Genomic DNA, 16,819 nt, shown 5'->3' with positions numbered 1-16,819 from the left:
GACCTCCTGCGCCCAAAAGTATAATTTTCTTTACCTTGGGTCGGAACCTATATTTAATAAGCTGTATACAATAAGATAAAAGGCAAAGCAAACCATGATTACGGCAGTGAGGGCCATCCACTTTTTGAGAGGAGCCGGTAACGTATCACGTTTCATGATCAGCACTCCGCCCAGCGTAAAGGCCAGAATAATGAAGATGAGAAAGCTATTGGATACCATGAATGCGCTATACCTGTTTGAAAGCGTTCATGATCTGCTGCCACTCTTCCTCGTTATCTTGAAAGGACTGCTTGGGAAACCGATTTTGAGCCCAATGCATCAGCGCCGGACGGCTCAAAAACGTGTGGGCTTCTTCGCCCCAGTCATCGGATATTTCCCGTAGAACGATGTAACGGCCCTGCACCTCGACAGTCATCATGTTCCAATTGTCTTTTTTGTATATTTCGTGTTTTTTCATCATATGCATGTCTCCGATTTTAAAGATGTTTTGGTTCATGATACCGCAGTTTCCGCCGCAAAAGCAAATCATTCCAGCCTGCAAAAGCCCTCAAAACATCAATTGCATTGTGAAAAAGCATGAAGTATAATATGGATATTCGCCATAGATGGCGGTATTTTTAGGAGGTTGTTCACTTGAAAGGTACAGTAAAATGGTTTAACGCAGAAAAAGGTTATGGCTTCATCCAAGTGGATGGTGGCGAGGACGTATTCGTACATTTCTCCGCAATCCAAGGCGACGGCTTTAAGACTTTGGAAGAAGGTCAAGCGGTTGAATTCGAAATCACTGAAGGTAACCGTGGACCCCAAGCAGCTAACGTAAATAAACTGTAAGTGTAACTGAATTGTAAGAAATGTTCCGTTTATGCGGATGTCTTATATATTACGGTTAAACGATGAATTGAGAGCGCAGTTCCTTAAAATTTAAGGGACTGCGCTTTTTTGCGTAAAAAAGTTTATGATATGAGAAAGCTGAACTGGAATAGGGTATTATACCGTAATGGAAACAAAACATTCGTTATTATTGAAGGAGTTGATAAGATGAGCGCAGCAGAGGCGAGTCGTAAACCTTCTTTGACCGAAGGTCCAATTGCCAAAACACTGTTTTTATTCTCCTTGCCGATGCTGTTCGGAAACGTGATACAGTCGCTGAATGGAACGATCAATTCGATCTGGGTCGGCAAGTTTCTGGGCGAGGCTGCATTGACCGCCGCTTCCAACGGAAACATTATTATGTTTTTTCTCATCAGCGCCATCTTTGGTGTCACCATGGCTGCCACTATCATGATCGGACAGAAGATTGGTGCGGGAGATGTCGCTGAAACCAAGCGTATAGTAGGCACAAGTGCAGTCTTTTTTCTTGTACTTGCTCTGGCTGTGGGCATTATTGGATTTTTTGGATCTCCCTGGATTCTTCGTGTGCTGAACACACCTGCTGAATCTGTGGATATGGCAATCACATATACGCGTATTATTTTTGCGGGCATGCCTTTTTTGTACGGTTATAACTATATTATGACCATGATGAGAGGGGCGGGGGATTCCAAAACACCATTTTACTTTCTACTCGTTTCTGTCGTACTGGATGTGCTGCTCAACCCGCTGTTAATATTTGGATGGGGACCTATACCCGCGATGGGCATCGGGGGTTCCGCAGCGGCTACACTGATCGCTCAAGGGGTCAGCTTTGTGCTGATTCTCATTTATCTTTACCGTGTAAAATGCTTTTTGCGTATTACATCTTCAGAGCTTCATTTGCTGAGATTCGATTGGGAAATTATTGGGACCTTAATCCGTAAGGGAGTGCCTATGGGTCTGCAAATGATTGCTGTCTCCTCCAGTGCAATTGCGTTGATGAACTTGATTAACGGATACGGGACAGTGGCGGCTGCGGCTTATACTGCAGCAAATAACTTGTCCAGCTATGTGCAGATGCCAGCCATGGCGCTGGGTGCTGCTGTGTCTTCCTTTGCGGCACAAAATATCGGGGCTGGGCGTTGGGATCGAGTGCGCAAGATCACATGGATTGGAATTGTGTACAATTTTGTACTGACTGGTGGATTAGTAGTATTGATTTACATCTTCAACCGGGAGGCCTTGCTGATGTTCCTTCCTTCTAGCGGCGGCGTTTTGGAACTGGGGATGCGGATTAATCTGATTACGTTGTGGTCTTTTGTCATATTCGGTATTACAAATGTCATTACAGGGGTTGTGCGATCTACGGGTTCCGTAGTCGTGCCACTTTTAATTACCATCATTTCATTATGGGGCATTCGTATTCCTCTGGCCTATGCGTTCGTCGATGAATATGGTCTGGATGCTGTATGGTGGAGCTTTCCTGTCGGTTTTGCCATCTCAGCAGTGGCGGTCATTTTCTATTATGCTTTTGGAAAATGGAAGCAGGCCAGCATGGGGGATGCCTTTCAAGGCTTGAAGCCCGTAGAGGATGAGGGATAGGCAGGGCTTTTAACCTATTTTGAATCAGGGTAAATTTTGTTTAATTTCAATTTTTGTGCATTTGATCATGACAGGTATAAAGATTTTTTTTGAAAATGGCTCATTTTTCTTAAATATTAAAGAAAAAGTGAGGTTGTTCATTTGTGCTAAAAGGACGATCATATTATAATGAGTATGGTTTGGATAGGTATAATTACGTAGACAACAATGTGGAGGCACCGTCATTTGAGTTATGTTGAGCAAGGACGTTATCAAGTTCCGAGAGGCCCCATAGGTCTAATGAGCCGAATGTACAAGCACATTCTCCCTGAAACGAAGCAGGAATTGGGAAATTGGAAACACAAGGCTAAACAGATTCCGGATCCCGAGCTGAGAAGTCAGGCACTTGCAAGCATAGCAGAAAAGACGTTTCACTGTGTAGGCGGGGCGGTTTATGCCGCAGGGAATATGTCTGCCCGGCAGACGTTAATTCCGCTTATTGTGGCGTACCAGACGATTAGCGATTATCTGGACAACCTGTGTGATCGCAGCACGTCCATGGACCCGGATGATTTCAGGCTGTTGCATCAGTCTATGCTGGATGCGGTCAACCCGGCAGCCAAGCCAGTGAATTATTACGCTTTGCGTCGTGAGCAGGAGGATGGCGGTTATTTGACCGGGCTGGTGACAACCTGTCAGTCTTGTGTAAGCAGGCTTCCGGGCTATGAGGCGGCAATGCCTTACGTTCAGGATCTGGCGGGATTATACACGGATTTGCAAGTTTACAAGCACATTAAACCCGAATTGCGCGAACAAGCGCTATTGGATTGGTGGTCGGTTCATAAGGGCCGTACACCGGAGCTGCGCTGGAACGAATTTGCGGCGGCTACCGGTTCAACCCTGGGGGTCTTTATGCTGTTTCTTGCTGCCAGCGACCGGCATCTCACGGATGCGGGGGCTGCCTCAATACATGCATCGTATTTTCCACATGTGTGCAGTCTTCATATTTTGCTGGATTATCTAATCGATCAAGACGAAGACCGGAAGGGCGGAGATCTTAACTTCTGCAATTACTATGAAGATGCCGACATGATGCTGGACCGGATCGCCTACGTTGTGAATCGGGCGCGGGTTGATATTGCAGATGTCCCTGCCAGCTCCTTTCACCGGATGATTATCGAGGGATTGCTGGCGTTATATTTATCCGACCCCAAAGTTAGCGAGCAGCAGGAAGTGCGCGCGGTTTCGAAACGTTTAATGAAAAACAGTCCGCTCATGCGTTTGTTTTTCTTATTAAACAGTCGATGGATAAGAAGGCTTTTATGAACATTTTGAGGAGGTCATAAATCATGACAGCAGTTAAGAAAATCGCAGTATTAACGAGTGGTGGAGATTCACAGGGGATGAACGCCGCAGTTCGCGCCGTTGTGCGCAGCGGCTTGTATTTTGGACTTGAAGTATTCGGGGTTCAGCGCGGATATCAGGGCCTGCTGAATGATGATATTTTCCCGATGGATTTGAGAAGTGTCGGAGATATTATCCAACGTGGGGGTACAGTACTTCAATCTGCAAGATGCAAGGAATTTACGACTGAAGAAGGGCAGAAAAAAGGCGCACAAATTTTGCGTAACCGCGGAATTGATGGCGTAGTCGTGATCGGTGGCGACGGTTCCTATCAAGGGGCTAACAAACTGACCAAGCAAGGAATTAAAACCATGTGTCTTCCGGGTACGATTGACAATGACATTTCCTTCACCGACTATACGATTGGTTTTGATACGGCGGTTAGTATCGTAGTGGACGCCATCAACAAACTGCGTGATACGATGTCATCCCACGAACGTTCTTCTATCGTAGAAGTTATGGGACGTCATTGCGGCGATATTGCTTTGCATGCAGGTCTGGCATCCGGCGCAGAAACGATTTTGGTGCCCGAAGTAGAGTTTGATCTGAATGAAGTATCTGATCGGATGAAGCAAAACTTTAAGCACGGCAAACGCCACAGTATCATTATCGTTGCTGAAGGCGCAGGCAAAGGTGAAACCGTAGCACAGGTAATCCAGGAAAACTGTCCGGATTATGAGCCGCGTGTAACGGTGCTTGGACACATTCAACGTGGAGGCACACCAACCGCATTTGACCGTAATCTGGCAAGCCGTTTGGGTGACTTTGCTGTTCGTCAATTGATTGAGGGTATATCGGACAAGGCTTGCGGAACGATTGATGGCAAGCTGGTAGCCACTGATATTGACAAGGTCGTAAATACGAAAAAAGAATTCAACATGGAGCTTTACGAGCTGGCTTTGCGCTTGTCCCAGTAATGAATAGCCGTTTTATGTAACAAATTGATTCACATCTAGGAATTCTTAAACTCATGCGGATGACCCCAGTCATCCGCTTATTTTTTAACATGAGGATTTTGCAAAAATCCAAGAAGCGACCTGTAATTGGAGCGCTGGAATCAAATTTTTCAAAATCCTGACATTTAAAGCAGATCTGGAGGAAATAAACCATGTATTTGTTCAAAATCGAAGTGGACAGCTCGGAAGGAGCCTTAACTGTTATTCTCGTTGCGGAAAATGAGGAGCAGGCATTTCAGGCTGTGGATCAGCATGTGGAGAGACATTTTCTGTATCCTCCGAAACTGAACGAAGTAGCTATTGTGGAGAAAAAAAGAATAACTTCGGGTACTGCCTATGTCATGGAAACACGCTGATACACGCAAAGGCTAAACAGCCTCTGCGTGTCGTTTTTTTTCGGTAAAACGTCGTTGTACAACCAGCAGGCGGAAGAGAAGTGCCACTGCTCCCGCAGCCAAACCTGTAATCAAGCCAATCCAGTAGCCGTAGGGACCAAATGATGTCCAACGTGCGATCATATATCCTACAGGAAGTCCGATAACCCAATAGGCCAGGAACGTAATCAGAAAGGCCGAATTTACATCCTTATATCCACGCAGTGCTCCTTGAGTAGGTGTAGCGATAGCGTCGGATATTTGAAAGAAAATCGCATAGAGCAGGAAATGTTGCGCTAACAGAATAACCTGTGGATCGGTGGAGTACAGCCTTGCGACCTGTTCGCCCCAGATCACAAGCACAACAGCCGTGATCAATGACAGACCAATCGCACTGCTGATCCCCATTACGCTGTATATTTTTGCATCCCGCGATCGTCCTGCCCCTGCCTCATACCCAACCAGAATTGTGAGCGCCATACAAATACTGAGTGGAATCATATACAGCGTGGTCGCAAAGTTCATAGCGGCCTGATGAGCCGCAATTGTTGCAGTATTATAACTGCTCATGAAGAGGGTAACAGCTGCGAAGACAGCGGTCTCGAAAAAAATCGCAAAGCCGATGGGTACGCCGATTTTGATAAGCTCTTTCCAAGCGCTAGCAGCGATGCCGTATATCTTGCTGAAAACCCCGTATTCGGCAAATATCTTTCCCCGATGTGTGGTCATGCCAGCGACAAGCATAACAATCCAGTACGTGGCGGCAGTTGCTACTCCGGAGCCCACACCCCCCAGACGGGGAAAACCCCAGTTTCCATAAATAAGTAAGTAATTCAACAAGACATTGATAGGCAACGACATCAGCGTGATGGTCATTGTAAACCGAGTTTGTCCCAGCGCATCCATAAAGCTCCGAAGGACCGTATAGGCAAAGAGCGGGGCAATGCCGAAGGCCATCGCACAAAGGTAGTACAAGGCCACATTATGAACCCTCAACTCCAGATTCATTCCGTGAAGAATGGGCTTAACGAGAAAAATACCTGCAATCAGAACAATCATGGATAGAGTGAGTGAGAGCCACAGCGCCTGAATGACATAGTAAGAAACCTTGTCCTTGCGCTGTGCTCCAACCAATTGGGATACAATAGGGGTGATGGCCATAAGTATTCCGTTGAGGCCTGTTTGTACAGGGACCCACAGACTCACTCCGATAGCTACACCAGCCAAATCGGCAGAAGAAAAGTGTCCCGACATATTAGTATCAAAAAAAGTCATCGCGGATAGTGCAAGCTGTGTTACCAGAATAGGAAGCAAAATGTTAAAAAGCTGCTTCCATTTTTGGCTGTTAGTTAGCGTCAAATGCATGTTTATGTCCTCACTTACTTGGAAGTTATCAATCGTATATATCATAACGTGTCAAGTATTTATTGTAAGGGATGTAGCAGTATTTGAACAGCAACAAAAAAGACTGCACCCATGATCAAACGAATGGGGCAGCCTTGGAAACCTTTAAATGATTTGGTGTATTGTGTAGAAATAATGATAAAACCGGGATACATGGATTATTTGTACGTTACTCCGCTAGTATAGCGGTTTGTAGCATTCCAGAGTAAATATTCGTCAACCTTCATATCCTTGAGCGCTCGAATTTGATCCTCGACCTGGGTTTTACCATACTTGGCATAATGACCGCTTCCCAGCCAGCTTGCGGTAAAATCCTGAATCCATGGACGAATGATTGGTTTCAGCTTGCCTGTCGGGTCAAGCTTTTTGTGCGTATCTGCCATCGAGCCTTTAATGGTCTGGTACGGATTTTTGTCAGGGTCTTTTACACCGAACCAGCCTGTTGTATAGTGGCTTGGATAAACCATAGGAGAAATGACATCCACGTTTTCTGAAATTTTGGCGAAATCCTGTCCGATTCCTTCCGCAGCAGGAACGGATGCGGCATACCCGAAAATATCTACCGATACCCGCACACCCAGTGGAGCAAGCTCTTTACGGGCATATTGCACGAACTCAGCGACCGCATCCACACGTGATTGATCGGATTTGGTATATTTCAGCTTGTCCGCTCTTTTTTCAAAGCCTTCAGGGAAACGTACATAATCAAACTGAATTTCCTTGAAGCCCAGCTTTGCCGCCTCCTTGGCGATAGCAATATTATAATCCCAAACCTCTTTATTATAGGGATTGACGAACCCATCTCCCTTGCCGTTTTTCCAGACAGAGCCGTCAGGATTGCGGAAGGACATTTCGGGATTTTTGTTGGCTAATACCGTATCTTTAAATACTACAATACGGGCAATCGGGTACACGTTGTGCTTTTTCAATCGGTCCATCAAACCGGAAATATCCCGAATGAATTTTTGCGGCTTGCCCAATTTCAGCAGCTCGGGATTGGTCGTTGGATAAGTGATGTAACCTGCATCATCCTTAATATCAATAATCATGGAATTGAGCTCTGTTTTGTCGAGCAGTTCAAGCAGCTGGGTCATACGCGAACCGCCTGCACTATAAGCCGTAACATAGATGCCCTTGATAGCAGGAGTCGTCGGCTGTGGGTCAATTTTAACCGGAGGATTGGAGGCATCCACCTTCATATTACTGTGCTGAGCCTGAATCATCGCGCTGCTGATTGTCGTTGCCACCGTATCTTTTACATTTGGGGCGTTGGCTGAATGATCCCCGTTTCCGCCTATTCCCATTGCCAATAGCATAATTGCCCAAATCATATTCATTTCCTAACTCTCTCCCTTATGTAAGTCGCTTACCTGATTATACGTAAAGTTATGTATCGAAAAACAACACGGTTGTAACCAATACTGGAATCATCAGGCACAGTCTTACATGATTAACCCAACCCTTGTTCATTGAATCCGTAAAATGGCATAAATAATGCCGCTTTCTTCGCGGCTGCGCAATTGCGACCGGAAGAAGCGGCACTTGGTGGAGAGATTTAATGAAGATGTTTACTGAAGATACGTATTGTCCTGATGCTCACAAATACTGTACTGAATAATTTCGAGCGCATCCGTGGGCTTGAGAATGGCCATCCCGTCCCGAAGTACAATCATCGAGTTCAGCTCATTCTTTTTGAGAAACGGGAGCATTTCTGGATACCATCTCAAGACAATGTCGGACAGTTTTACCGTTTCCATTTCCACAAAAATCACCCTTTCCTGCTCGGAATCATTCCATAAGAATCATTCGGTACGAATCGGAAAAGCAAAGTGCCTGTGAAATAGCAGGTAAAGCTGGTCTTTATATAATATGGGAACAGCGCACGTATAGTGTACCACAGAAACTGCATTTTGACACTTGGGTTCGTGCTTATCTTCGGCGGAAAGAGCCCATAACCCCTACCGTTTCTACGATATTAACGAAAGCAGAAGGATCCACTTTCTTAATAATGCGTTTCAGTTCTGCCAGCTCGTAGCGTGTTGTAACTGTCATCAGCATATCCTTTTCGGTATGAGAAAATGCACCTTCAATTTTAATTTTACTTACTCCACGCGGCGTTGTCAGCATTCGGCTGAGCAGCTTCTCGGTATGCTCAGTGATGATGTAAACGGTTATTTTGGTGTGGCTCACATAAATCTGATCCAACACTTTGCCGGTCACGAAAATGGATAACATGGATGCAAGGGCAATGTTCCAGTCTTTATTCAGATATCCCGCTGCCAGAATAACCAGTCCATTCAAACCGACGAGCACAGTTCCGACAGGGAAATCGCGGTAACGGGTGACAATGGAGCCGATAATGTCAAAACCGCCAGTAGACCCCCCCACCCGAAAGGAGATCCCTGCTCCAACGCCAATCAGTACTCCACCAAAAACGGAGGCAAGCAGCGGATCTTTAACGAGAGGTTGCACCGGAATACAGGCCAAAATCCATGTTGTGGCGACAACAGACAAAATGCTCATACTAATAAATCGTTTGCCCAAAATAAACCAGCCAGCAATAAGCATCGGGATGTTCAGGACAAAATACATCACGCTGATATCGAATTTTGTAAAGTAGCCGATTAACATGGAAAGCCCTGCTACTCCGCCGCTCAACAGGTGGTGGGGCACGAGAAACAGATTAAAACCGCTTGCTATAGCAGCGGCTCCCAAAATGACAACAAAACAGTTTAACACTATTTTTAACAACGTTTTTTCACCTCATTTAAAATATACGGAAAGCAACTTGCTGGTATTCATGAATTGTTTTGTGCTATAATGCGATGTGGATATTCTTGAGTAGGGACCTTCTGTCCAGAGAAACACTTAAAATTTAAACTGTTTTAAAAAGGATAAATTCGTTTAAGATGTATCGGATAAGGTTACCCGAGTTTATACAGAAAGATGCAGTTATAGGCCTAAATAAACTGTTACTGTATTGGGAAAACCTATACAATAATATCGCTACTTAAGAATACAGACAACATTGTGGATTGTCCACCACATCCACCATTATGAAGGAGTTTGAATAAATTTGACGACATTTGCAGAATTTAATCTTGAACCGAAAGTACTTGAGGCGATTACAGAGCTAGGTTTTGAAGAAGCGACGCCGATTCAATCCCAATCCATTCCTCTTGCGTTGCAAGGAAGAGACATGATTGGCCAAGCCCAAACAGGTACAGGTAAAACCGCAGCTTTTGGTATTCCGTTGATCAGCAAAATCTCTAAAAACGACGACAAAATCAGAGCACTGATTATGGCTCCTACACGTGAGCTTGCCATTCAGGTTGCTGAAGAAATCGAAAAGCTGTCCCGCTTCAAAGGCCTTCGCACCCTGCCGATCTATGGCGGTCAAGATATCGTGCGCCAGATTCGCGCTTTGAAAAAGAAACCTCAAATTATCATTGGTACACCAGGTCGCTTGCTCGACCATATTAACCGCAAAACCATCAAGCTGGAAGACGTAAACACCGTCGTTTTGGATGAAGCGGATGAAATGTTGGATATGGGCTTTATGGAAGATATCCAATCCATTCTGAAGCAGGTTCCGGACGAGCGTCAAACGATGCTTTTCTCGGCTACGATGCCTCCTAATATCAAAAGACTGGCTGAACAATTCCTTAAAAACCCTGAGCATGTTTCAGTTATCCCTAAACAAGTTAGTGCTCCACTGATTGATCAGGCCTACATTGAAGTTCCTGAACGTCAAAAATTCGAAGCTTTGAGCCGTTTGATCGACATGGAATCTCCAGAACTCGCTATCGTATTTGGTCGCACCAAGCGTCGGGTAGACGAGCTTGCTGAAGCTCTGCAAAAACGTGGATATTCCGCAGACGGTTTGCATGGTGACTTGTCTCAGAACCAACGTGATGCTGTAATGCGCAAATTCCGCGACGGAAGCATTGACGTGCTCGTAGCAACTGATGTAGCTGCCCGTGGTTTGGACGTTTCCGGTGTATCTCACGTTGTGAACTTTGACCTTCCACAAGATCCAGAAAGCTATGTTCACCGTATTGGACGTACTGGACGTGCAGGTAAAGAAGGGGAAGCATGGTCTTTCGTAACGCCTCGTGAAATTGATCATCTGCATTTCATTGAGCGTGTAACTCGTCACCGAATTGCGCGTAAGCCGCTTCCAACCTTGGCTGAAGCTTTGGAAGGCAAACAACGCATCATCGCAGAACGTCTCCTGGAGGCTGTAGAAAGCGGTGAGCTGAACGAATACAAAGGTTTGGCTATTCAAATGCTGGAGCAGTATGACTCCGTACAACTTCTCTCCGCAGCTCTGAAGCTGATGACTGGCGAGAAAAGAGAAGCGTCTATTGAGCTGACTCCGGAAGATCCAATTCGTGCAAAACGTCGTAAACCGGATGTTCGTTCTGGCGGACGCAAGCCGTCTAACTACAGCGGACGCAGTAACGGTGGTTATAACTCCAACCGTACTGGCGGCAGTGGTAGTGGCAGCAAAGGCGGATATGGTGGCTACAACCGTGGCAGCAAAGAAGGCGGTAGCTACAACCGTGATTCCGCGAGCCGCAATAGCGGAGATCGCAGACCACGTCCAAGCAGTAGCGGAGAAACTCGTCGTCCTGCAAGACGCGAAGATTCCTCTTCTGAATAAGAATTGAAATAACAGGAAAGCCGAAGTGAATTCTCGCTTCGGTTTTTTGTTATAGATCAAAAAGTATAAAATTCTTAGCAACCTGCTTCGACGGCTGAAGTATTGATTTCACTGGCGCATTGGGGATGAAATACGGTATGATATAGTCAACAGCCGGAATTTACAGGCGCAGCAACATGAGCCGTGGAACTGCCAGGGCTTGCGGAGGGAGAGACTAACGTTGGAGTTTAAAGGAGCTATGGGTGGTATTTATCGCCTGACTGAATGGATTACCCGACTGGCGGCTACCAATTTGTTATGGGTGTTATGCTCGTCGCCTTTTATGTTCTGTCTCATACTCAAACTACTTGTGATGAATCAGAACTTGGCTAATGAATCTTTACAAATGAACTGGGCGATGGCTGTTTTGGCACCGCTTACTTTATTCCCGGCTACATCGGCCATGTTTAGCGTCGTTCGCAAATGGGTAATGGGCGATACGGATGCAGGTGTGTTTCGTACCTTTTTTAAAGGATACAAGGAAAACTACAAGCAGAGCCTGATCGGAGGCATCTTTTACACGCTGCTGTTTGTCATTATGTATGTGGATTATACCGTGTATATGACGCAGCTCAACAATTTGCAAATTGTAGGCATTATCATGCTTATTCTCATGATTATTTTGCTCGTATCCATGTTTAACTTTTTCTCGATGGTTGCTCATTATCATATGTCCATCGGACAACTGATCAAAAATGCGGTCTTGCTGACGCTCATTCGACCGTTCCGTGTATTTTCTACCTTGCTCGGCAGCGCGGTTGTTATCTTTATCGGGGTCAAATACCCTGTGCTGTTCTTGTTCTTCATTGGTAGTGTGGTAGCCTGGTTTGCTTTCTTTAATTTTTATGGAACGTTCCTCAAAATGCAGGATCAGATGGAAAAAATGAAACAGAAAGACGAAGAAGCAGCAAGCACGGAAGACAAGAAAAGTGATAACCTCCAAAAATAAAACAGATTTCTCCTAGCATTTACTTTCCAAGTGAGAAGCGCTATAATAAGGTCACATCCTGCGATGCACGTTACGGTCATTTGTTGTTTTGAACCAATGACAATGTCTAGGGAGATCAATACGGGTGGACAGCTGAAAAGCCCTGTCAATTCTGACAAGGGGACTTCAAAAGTTTGTCCTGCGGTCACCCACCTGCTTAAGCAGGTTCAGAAGACGCTATGGTCGGACGGCATCGGCGGGTACTCTATAACGTAATCAACACACCCTGATACTGCTCCGTGCAGAAACAGGGTGTTTTTTGTATGTAACAATGCTAAAATAAGAAATAAGGTACTCAATCGCATACCGCAGGTATGATCGGGTTTACTTTGTTGTTTTAACTTTTTTATAAAAGCGCTTGCAGCAAAGGGAAATCGATGTGCTGTATTCAGCAACGATTATCATGAAGGAGGAAATGTCTTGTCGTTGAAGAGGACTCTGGTAGGGATTGTGCGCAGCCAAGAAGGTACAAGCGACCGGGTCAAAGACCCCCAAATGAAGACGCGCTATTATAACTTATCGAGGGACAAGGCCTGGGAAGAGGTATCGTCCGTTTTAAAAAAGATTCCTGGCTACAAGGTGCTGCATGAAGTGCCCTCCGTAGGTGAGATTACGCTTGAGAAGCGAACAGCATTCGGCAGAACTGTGGACATTACCGTTTCTATATTGTCCGTCTCGCCAGTTCGGAGCGCTGTGGATATTTATTCCGCTTCGCGCGGATCGCTGGGGGACATGGGTGCAAATTATCGCATTATTTTGCAGTTGTTCGCTGTGATTGACAAGAAACTGTCCGCTTATAAGGTTGTACAGTGATTGCAGACATGTGGGCAGCAAAGTGACAGATAAACGTAAAAAAAGCGAGGAAGGCAGTCCTTCACTCGCTTTTTTAATATTCGAATCACACAACGTAAGTGACATGAATTAAACGAGCTTCTTCACCGCTGCAATCGCTTGCTCATAGTCAGGATGCTCAGACATTTCGCTCAAGTATTCTACATAAGCGATTTTATCGTTTTGATCAATAACGAAAATAGCGCGATGATCCAGGTGGAATTCCTTAATGAACACGCCATAGGCCTCTCCAAAGGAATGGTCCTTGTAATCGGATAGTGTCAATACACGGTCAATGCCCGCAGCACCACACCAACGAGCTTGGGCGAACGGCAGATCGACGCTGACAGTCAGTATCACGACTTGGTCCCCAAGAGAATCCGCTTCTTGATTAAAACGACGGGTTTGTGCGTCACACACGCCTGTATCAAGAGAAGGAACAACGCTGATTAGCTTGACTTTACCTGCAAAGTCTTGAAGCGTAGCAGCTTCCAGCAGATTTTTTTGCAATTTAAAATCAGGTGCCTGATCTCCAACTTTCAGTTCAGGACCCACGAGAGTCAAAGGATTGCCTTTAAAAGTAGCAACTTCTTTACGTTCTTGTGCCATATGTAATAGCCTCCTTGGTTTTTAGCATTGGTTATCGGTGCCGAAATCTATTATAATCTTTTATAAAAGACATTGTCCAATTTGAATAAGGTGGAGACACCCATGAAGGAAGGATTGCCTTGATTTTTTTACGTTATGAGAACTGGAAAAGTTATTTACGTTTTTACCCGGTAACCTGTTTGATTCTGCTTATCAATATCGTGATGTTTATTGTGCTGACTGTTCATGGTGGATCGGAAAATAGTTTAACACTGATTCGGTATGGAGCCTTGATCAATGAGGATCCCTTTACCAACCAGTTATGGCGGTATGTGTCAGCTATGTTTTTACACGCGGGGTTTGATCATCTTTTCTTTAATTCCTTTGCGATTCTCGTATTTGCTCCACCGCTGGAACGTCTGCTAGGGTCCTTTCGATACGCGCTGTTGTACCTTGCTACAGGCATTGTAGGAAACGTAATGTCCATTGCGCATTACAACATGGTAGCGGAAACTACGGTCTCTGTAGGGGCCTCAGGAGCGATATATGGCATCTACGGTGCATTTCTGTACGTTGCCCTGTTCCAGCGGACGCTTATGGATGAGGCTTCGCGCAAAACACTGTACACGCTGCTCGGCTTTGGTATCCTGTTTTCGTTTGCTGTGGCGAACATTAACTGGACCGCCCATTTTGGAGGACTGCTCAGCGGGTTTTTCCTGTATGGATTGATGATCAGATTGACTGGCCAACGTAAACGTCACTAAAGACAGCTTTACCGTAAGTCAGCAGAGCAAGGAAGAGGGAGAGGTTCACCTAACCTCTTCTTCCTGATGTTGAAAAACAGATTGGAGCGAATAACGGAGTGGAACTACGACAGTTGCAATACTTTATGAAGGTAGCGCAAAAGGAACATGTCACTCAGGCGGCCGAGGAGCTGCATGTGGCGCAATCTGCGGTCAGTCGGCAAATTCATCAGCTTGAAGAGGAGCTGGGTGTGAACCTTTTTATGCAAAAGGGCCGCAACTTGCAGCTTACACCGGTGGGGCAGTTATTTTGCAAGCGGGTTGAAACGATTATAAAGGATTTGGAGCGGGCTGTTCTGGAGGTTCATGAGTTTTTAGACCCGGAGGGTGGAGAAATTCGTATAGGCTTCCCGCACAGTTTGGGCATTCATCTTATTCCTACGGTTGTAGCTGAATTTCGTAAACGGTATCCGAATGTTAAATTTAGATTTAAACAGGGGATGTACCCAAGTTTGATCCGTGATGTGTTAGCGGGTGAGGTGGATTTGGCTTTTGTATCCCCTTTTCCGGATCGTCATGATCATGTCGAGGGCGATGTGGTGTTGACTGAGGAACTGTTTGCGGTCCTGCCCCCTAACCATCCTTTGGCTTCAGCCGGGCACATCACGCTGGATCAGCTTAAAGGAGAAAAGTTCATTCTGTTCAGAGATGGTTACTCTTTGCGTCCGATTGTCTGGCAGGCTTGTCTGGAGGCTGGATTTACGCCGGACATCGCTTTTGAAGGCGAGGAGACGGATACGATCCGCGGATTAGTTGCCGCAGGCATGGGGGTCAGCCTTTTGCCGGAGATGGCGTTGTTCCAAACCAATCCGCTCCAACCTGCGAGAGTGTCGATTGTTGATCCTGAAGTGACGCGAACCATTGGCTTAATTCACCGTAGAGATGACAAGCTTCCGTTGGTTGCCAAATCGTTCCGTACTTTTTTGTTGCAATATTTTGGTCTTCAAGGTAGTGGCACTGTGACGGATGGAAGTGCTAAAGCGGACTAACGGACAGGCGAGTAAAGGAATTGGATAAAATATAAAAAGGTTGTTCCCCTACCATCATCATGGCGGAGGAACAACCTTTTTTTTGCTACAAAAGCGATTAGTCACGGCTGTTGAAGATACCGATCAAGCGAATCAGCTCCAGCAAGGAAACGAGAGCGGCGGCCACATATGTTAATGCAGCGGCATTCAATACTTTAGCTACACCTCGTTCTTCATCACTGCGGATAAATCCTTCGGACACCATAATTTCACGGGCTCGGTTGGAAGCATTAAATTCGACTGGCAATGTAATTAATTGAAAAGCGACAGTAGCCGAGAAAAAGATAATGCCTAAGCCAATCAGGTTAGTGTAGCTGAACAAGAACCCGGCAATCAGCAGAAACGGTGCAAGACCGGATGCGAAGTTGACAATCGGGAAAATCCGGTGACGCAGCGCCAGCATAGGATAATGCTCTTTATGCTGAATCGCATGACCGACCTCGTGACAAGCCACTGCAACTGCGGAAATAGATTTTTCATAATATACAGGCTCGGACAAGCGTACTACTCGTTGCATCGGATCATAGTGGTCAGATAACGCACCGGGCACAGGTTCAATGGGCACATCATGCAAACCGTTGCGATCCAGCATGTGCCGGGCGGCATCGTAGCCTGTCATGCCGTTTTCGTTAGGAACATCAGACCATTTATTAAAGGTACCTTTAACACGAAATTGCGCCCATAAGGATAAGCCGAACGCAAGAATAATCAATAGATACATCCCCATCATAAAAGCAACCCTCCAATATTATTTCATCAGTATAGCCTGGAAATTTACATCATAGAGCTATGCTCCAGCAAATACTTCAGAGCTTCGATACAAGCGGCGCTTTGCGGTAGTAGACCAGTAAGCAGCTTACGCGCTTGAACGGGCTTGAGCTGCCCCAAAAGAGGTTGTAGCTCATTGACTTCGCGCTCCAGGCGCTGCATGTGCATCTCCAGACTTGTCAGCTTGTCGGTGACGTGCTCTTCGCCTGAAACCGAATTCCACTTCATTAATGTCTGTTTGATTTCCTCGAGGCTATACTTCTCTTGTTTCATTTGGTTAATACGTTCAAGCCTTTTTAAAGTTTCATCATTGTATAGCCGATAATTTTTCAAAGATCGTTCTTCAGGTGTGATCAAACCAAGCTTCGTATAATAATCAATGGTCCGTTCGCTGACACCAGCCGTCTTGGCTAGCTCGCCAATTCGAAATAGCTTCATATCCCCATCTGTCCTCACCTCGCGCTCTTCATTCAGCCTTCCATATTACGCATCTGCAAACAGAGTGCTTATAAAAATATTTTACATGATTCCCAACCG

The 16,819-nt window shown here is 45.6% G+C and carries 19 protein-coding genes and 1 other RNA gene; 11 read left to right on the top strand and 9 right to left on the bottom strand.

Translation table 11 applies throughout. The annotated features are described in order from the left end of the window. Positions 1 to 30 precede the first annotated feature (30 nt). Both ABH897_RS02555 and ABH897_RS02550 read right to left on the bottom strand, forming a co-directional pair. The gene (locus ABH897_RS02555; protein ID WP_025686450.1) at positions 31 to 219 is read right to left on the bottom strand and encodes a hypothetical protein; all 189 of its coding nucleotides are present in this window, start codon (positions 217 to 219) and stop codon (positions 31 to 33) included. Positions 220 to 226: 7 nt separating this feature from the next. Then, entirely contained in the window at positions 227 to 460 is a 234-nt protein-coding gene (locus ABH897_RS02550) for a hypothetical protein (protein ID WP_044646374.1), read from the bottom strand. A 173-nt stretch (positions 461 to 633) separates the two neighbouring features. Between ABH897_RS02550 and ABH897_RS02545 the strand changes: the two genes are divergently transcribed. From ABH897_RS02545 to ABH897_RS02525, 5 genes are all read left to right on the top strand, one after another. Further along, on the top strand, positions 634 to 831 hold the full coding sequence (locus tag ABH897_RS02545) for a cold shock domain-containing protein (protein WP_010348936.1): 198 nt from the start codon (positions 634 to 636) through the stop codon (positions 829 to 831). Between the two features lie 207 nt (positions 832 to 1,038). After that, complete coding sequence (locus tag ABH897_RS02540) at positions 1,039 to 2,454, top strand: MATE family efflux transporter (protein ID WP_404591111.1); 1,416 nt, start codon at positions 1,039 to 1,041, stop codon at positions 2,452 to 2,454. A 225-nt stretch (positions 2,455 to 2,679) separates the two neighbouring features. After that, complete coding sequence (locus ABH897_RS02535) at positions 2,680 to 3,759, top strand: tetraprenyl-beta-curcumene synthase family protein (RefSeq protein WP_283655471.1); 1,080 nt, start codon at positions 2,680 to 2,682, stop codon at positions 3,757 to 3,759. A 23-nt stretch (positions 3,760 to 3,782) separates the two neighbouring features. Beyond that, positions 3,783 to 4,754, top strand: coding sequence for a 6-phosphofructokinase (gene pfkA / locus ABH897_RS02530; protein WP_283655472.1), 972 nt, complete (start codon positions 3,783 to 3,785; stop codon positions 4,752 to 4,754). 191 nt (positions 4,755 to 4,945) lie between these two features. Next, entirely contained in the window at positions 4,946 to 5,149 is a 204-nt protein-coding gene (locus ABH897_RS02525) for a DUF3906 family protein (RefSeq protein ID WP_014280850.1), read from the top strand. Between the two features lie 12 nt (positions 5,150 to 5,161). Here the strand turns inward: ABH897_RS02525 and ABH897_RS02520 are convergent, their stop codons facing one another. The 4 genes from ABH897_RS02520 to ABH897_RS02505 all read right to left on the bottom strand — a co-directional run bounded on the left by ABH897_RS02520 (position 5,162) and on the right by ABH897_RS02505 (position 9,322). Beyond that, on the bottom strand, positions 5,162 to 6,532 hold the full coding sequence (locus tag ABH897_RS02520; protein ID WP_404591109.1) for an MATE family efflux transporter: 1,371 nt from the start codon (positions 6,530 to 6,532) through the stop codon (positions 5,162 to 5,164). Positions 6,533 to 6,729: 197 nt separating this feature from the next. Beyond that, the gene (locus tag ABH897_RS02515) at positions 6,730 to 7,908 is read right to left on the bottom strand and encodes a putative glycoside hydrolase (RefSeq protein WP_283655474.1); all 1,179 of its coding nucleotides are present in this window, start codon (positions 7,906 to 7,908) and stop codon (positions 6,730 to 6,732) included. A 231-nt stretch (positions 7,909 to 8,139) separates the two neighbouring features. Continuing rightward, a complete protein-coding gene (locus ABH897_RS02510; protein WP_082067170.1) occupies positions 8,140 to 8,328 on the bottom strand; it encodes a hypothetical protein in 189 nt (62 codons plus the stop codon). Positions 8,329 to 8,500: 172 nt separating this feature from the next. Further along, entirely contained in the window at positions 8,501 to 9,322 is an 822-nt protein-coding gene (locus ABH897_RS02505; RefSeq protein WP_283655475.1) for a YitT family protein, read from the bottom strand. A gap of 325 nt (positions 9,323 to 9,647) precedes the next feature. Between ABH897_RS02505 and cshA the strand changes: the two genes are divergently transcribed. The 4 genes from cshA to ABH897_RS02485 all read left to right on the top strand — a co-directional run bounded on the left by cshA (position 9,648) and on the right by ABH897_RS02485 (position 13,077). After that, complete coding sequence (cshA, locus tag ABH897_RS02500) at positions 9,648 to 11,237, top strand: degradosome RNA helicase CshA (RefSeq protein WP_404520958.1); 1,590 nt, start codon at positions 9,648 to 9,650, stop codon at positions 11,235 to 11,237. Positions 11,238 to 11,457: 220 nt separating this feature from the next. Continuing rightward, a complete protein-coding gene (locus ABH897_RS02495; protein ID WP_283655477.1) occupies positions 11,458 to 12,225 on the top strand; it encodes a YesL family protein in 768 nt (255 codons plus the stop codon). A gap of 52 nt (positions 12,226 to 12,277) precedes the next feature. Then, a non-coding RNA gene (gene ssrS, locus ABH897_RS02490) (6S RNA) lies at positions 12,278 to 12,471 on the top strand. Positions 12,472 to 12,684: 213 nt separating this feature from the next. After that, positions 12,685 to 13,077 carry a DUF1499 domain-containing protein gene (locus ABH897_RS02485; protein WP_283655478.1) on the top strand — a complete coding sequence of 131 codons (393 nt, stop codon included), beginning with the start codon at positions 12,685 to 12,687 and terminating at the stop codon, positions 13,075 to 13,077. Between the two features lie 108 nt (positions 13,078 to 13,185). Here the strand turns inward: ABH897_RS02485 and tpx are convergent, their stop codons facing one another. Then, positions 13,186 to 13,704, bottom strand: a complete 519-nt coding sequence (gene tpx / locus ABH897_RS02480) for a thiol peroxidase (protein ID WP_014280858.1) — start codon at positions 13,702 to 13,704, stop codon at positions 13,186 to 13,188. Positions 13,705 to 13,823: 119 nt separating this feature from the next. On the opposite strand from tpx, the gene ABH897_RS02475 reads away from it, so the two are divergent. Further along, positions 13,824 to 14,447: a rhomboid family intramembrane serine protease gene (locus tag ABH897_RS02475; protein WP_283655479.1), complete on the top strand. Its 624-nt coding sequence runs from the start codon at positions 13,824 to 13,826 to the stop codon at positions 14,445 to 14,447. Between the two features lie 98 nt (positions 14,448 to 14,545). Continuing rightward, the gene (gene gltC / locus ABH897_RS02470) at positions 14,546 to 15,475 is read left to right on the top strand and encodes a glutamate biosynthesis transcriptional regulator GltC (protein ID WP_014280860.1); all 930 of its coding nucleotides are present in this window, start codon (positions 14,546 to 14,548) and stop codon (positions 15,473 to 15,475) included. A gap of 97 nt (positions 15,476 to 15,572) precedes the next feature. On the opposite strand, the gene ABH897_RS02465 is transcribed toward gltC, so the two are convergent. Continuing rightward, on the bottom strand, positions 15,573 to 16,244 hold the full coding sequence (locus ABH897_RS02465; protein ID WP_283655480.1) for a zinc metallopeptidase: 672 nt from the start codon (positions 16,242 to 16,244) through the stop codon (positions 15,573 to 15,575). A 44-nt stretch (positions 16,245 to 16,288) separates the two neighbouring features. Next, complete coding sequence (locus ABH897_RS02460; RefSeq protein WP_044646349.1) at positions 16,289 to 16,720, bottom strand: MerR family transcriptional regulator; 432 nt, start codon at positions 16,718 to 16,720, stop codon at positions 16,289 to 16,291. Positions 16,721 to 16,819 lie beyond the last annotated feature (99 nt).

Source organism: Paenibacillus sp. RC73 (assembly GCF_044908085.1).
Taxonomy (GTDB): Bacteria; Bacillota; Bacilli; order Paenibacillales; family Paenibacillaceae; genus Paenibacillus; species Paenibacillus terrae_A.
The sequence above is the reverse complement of the archived record's forward strand: the minus strand, read 5'-3'. Positions and strand labels throughout refer to the sequence as shown.

Coding starts and splice junctions, on each gene's coding strand:
- ABH897_RS02525 (WP_014280850.1), top strand. CDS start 4,946: ATGTATTTGTTCAAAATCGAAGTGGACAGCTCGGAAGGAGCCTTAACT.
- ABH897_RS02465 (WP_283655480.1), bottom strand. CDS start 16,244: ATGATGGGGATGTATCTATTGATTATTCTTGCGTTCGGCTTATCCTTA.
- ABH897_RS02555 (WP_025686450.1), bottom strand. CDS start 219: ATGGTATCCAATAGCTTTCTCATCTTCATTATTCTGGCCTTTACGCTG.
- ABH897_RS02520 (WP_404591109.1), bottom strand. CDS start 6,532: ATGCATTTGACGCTAACTAACAGCCAAAAATGGAAGCAGCTTTTTAAC.
- pfkA (WP_283655472.1), top strand. CDS start 3,783: ATGACAGCAGTTAAGAAAATCGCAGTATTAACGAGTGGTGGAGATTCA.
- ABH897_RS02515 (WP_283655474.1), bottom strand. CDS start 7,908: ATGAATATGATTTGGGCAATTATGCTATTGGCAATGGGAATAGGCGGA.
- tpx (WP_014280858.1), bottom strand. CDS start 13,704: ATGGCACAAGAACGTAAAGAAGTTGCTACTTTTAAAGGCAATCCTTTG.
- ABH897_RS02540 (WP_404591111.1), top strand. CDS start 1,039: ATGAGCGCAGCAGAGGCGAGTCGTAAACCTTCTTTGACCGAAGGTCCA.
- ABH897_RS02510 (WP_082067170.1), bottom strand. CDS start 8,328: ATGGAAACGGTAAAACTGTCCGACATTGTCTTGAGATGGTATCCAGAA.
- ABH897_RS02460 (WP_044646349.1), bottom strand. CDS start 16,720: ATGAAGCTATTTCGAATTGGCGAGCTAGCCAAGACGGCTGGTGTCAGC.
- ABH897_RS02550 (WP_044646374.1), bottom strand. CDS start 460: ATGATGAAAAAACACGAAATATACAAAAAAGACAATTGGAACATGATG.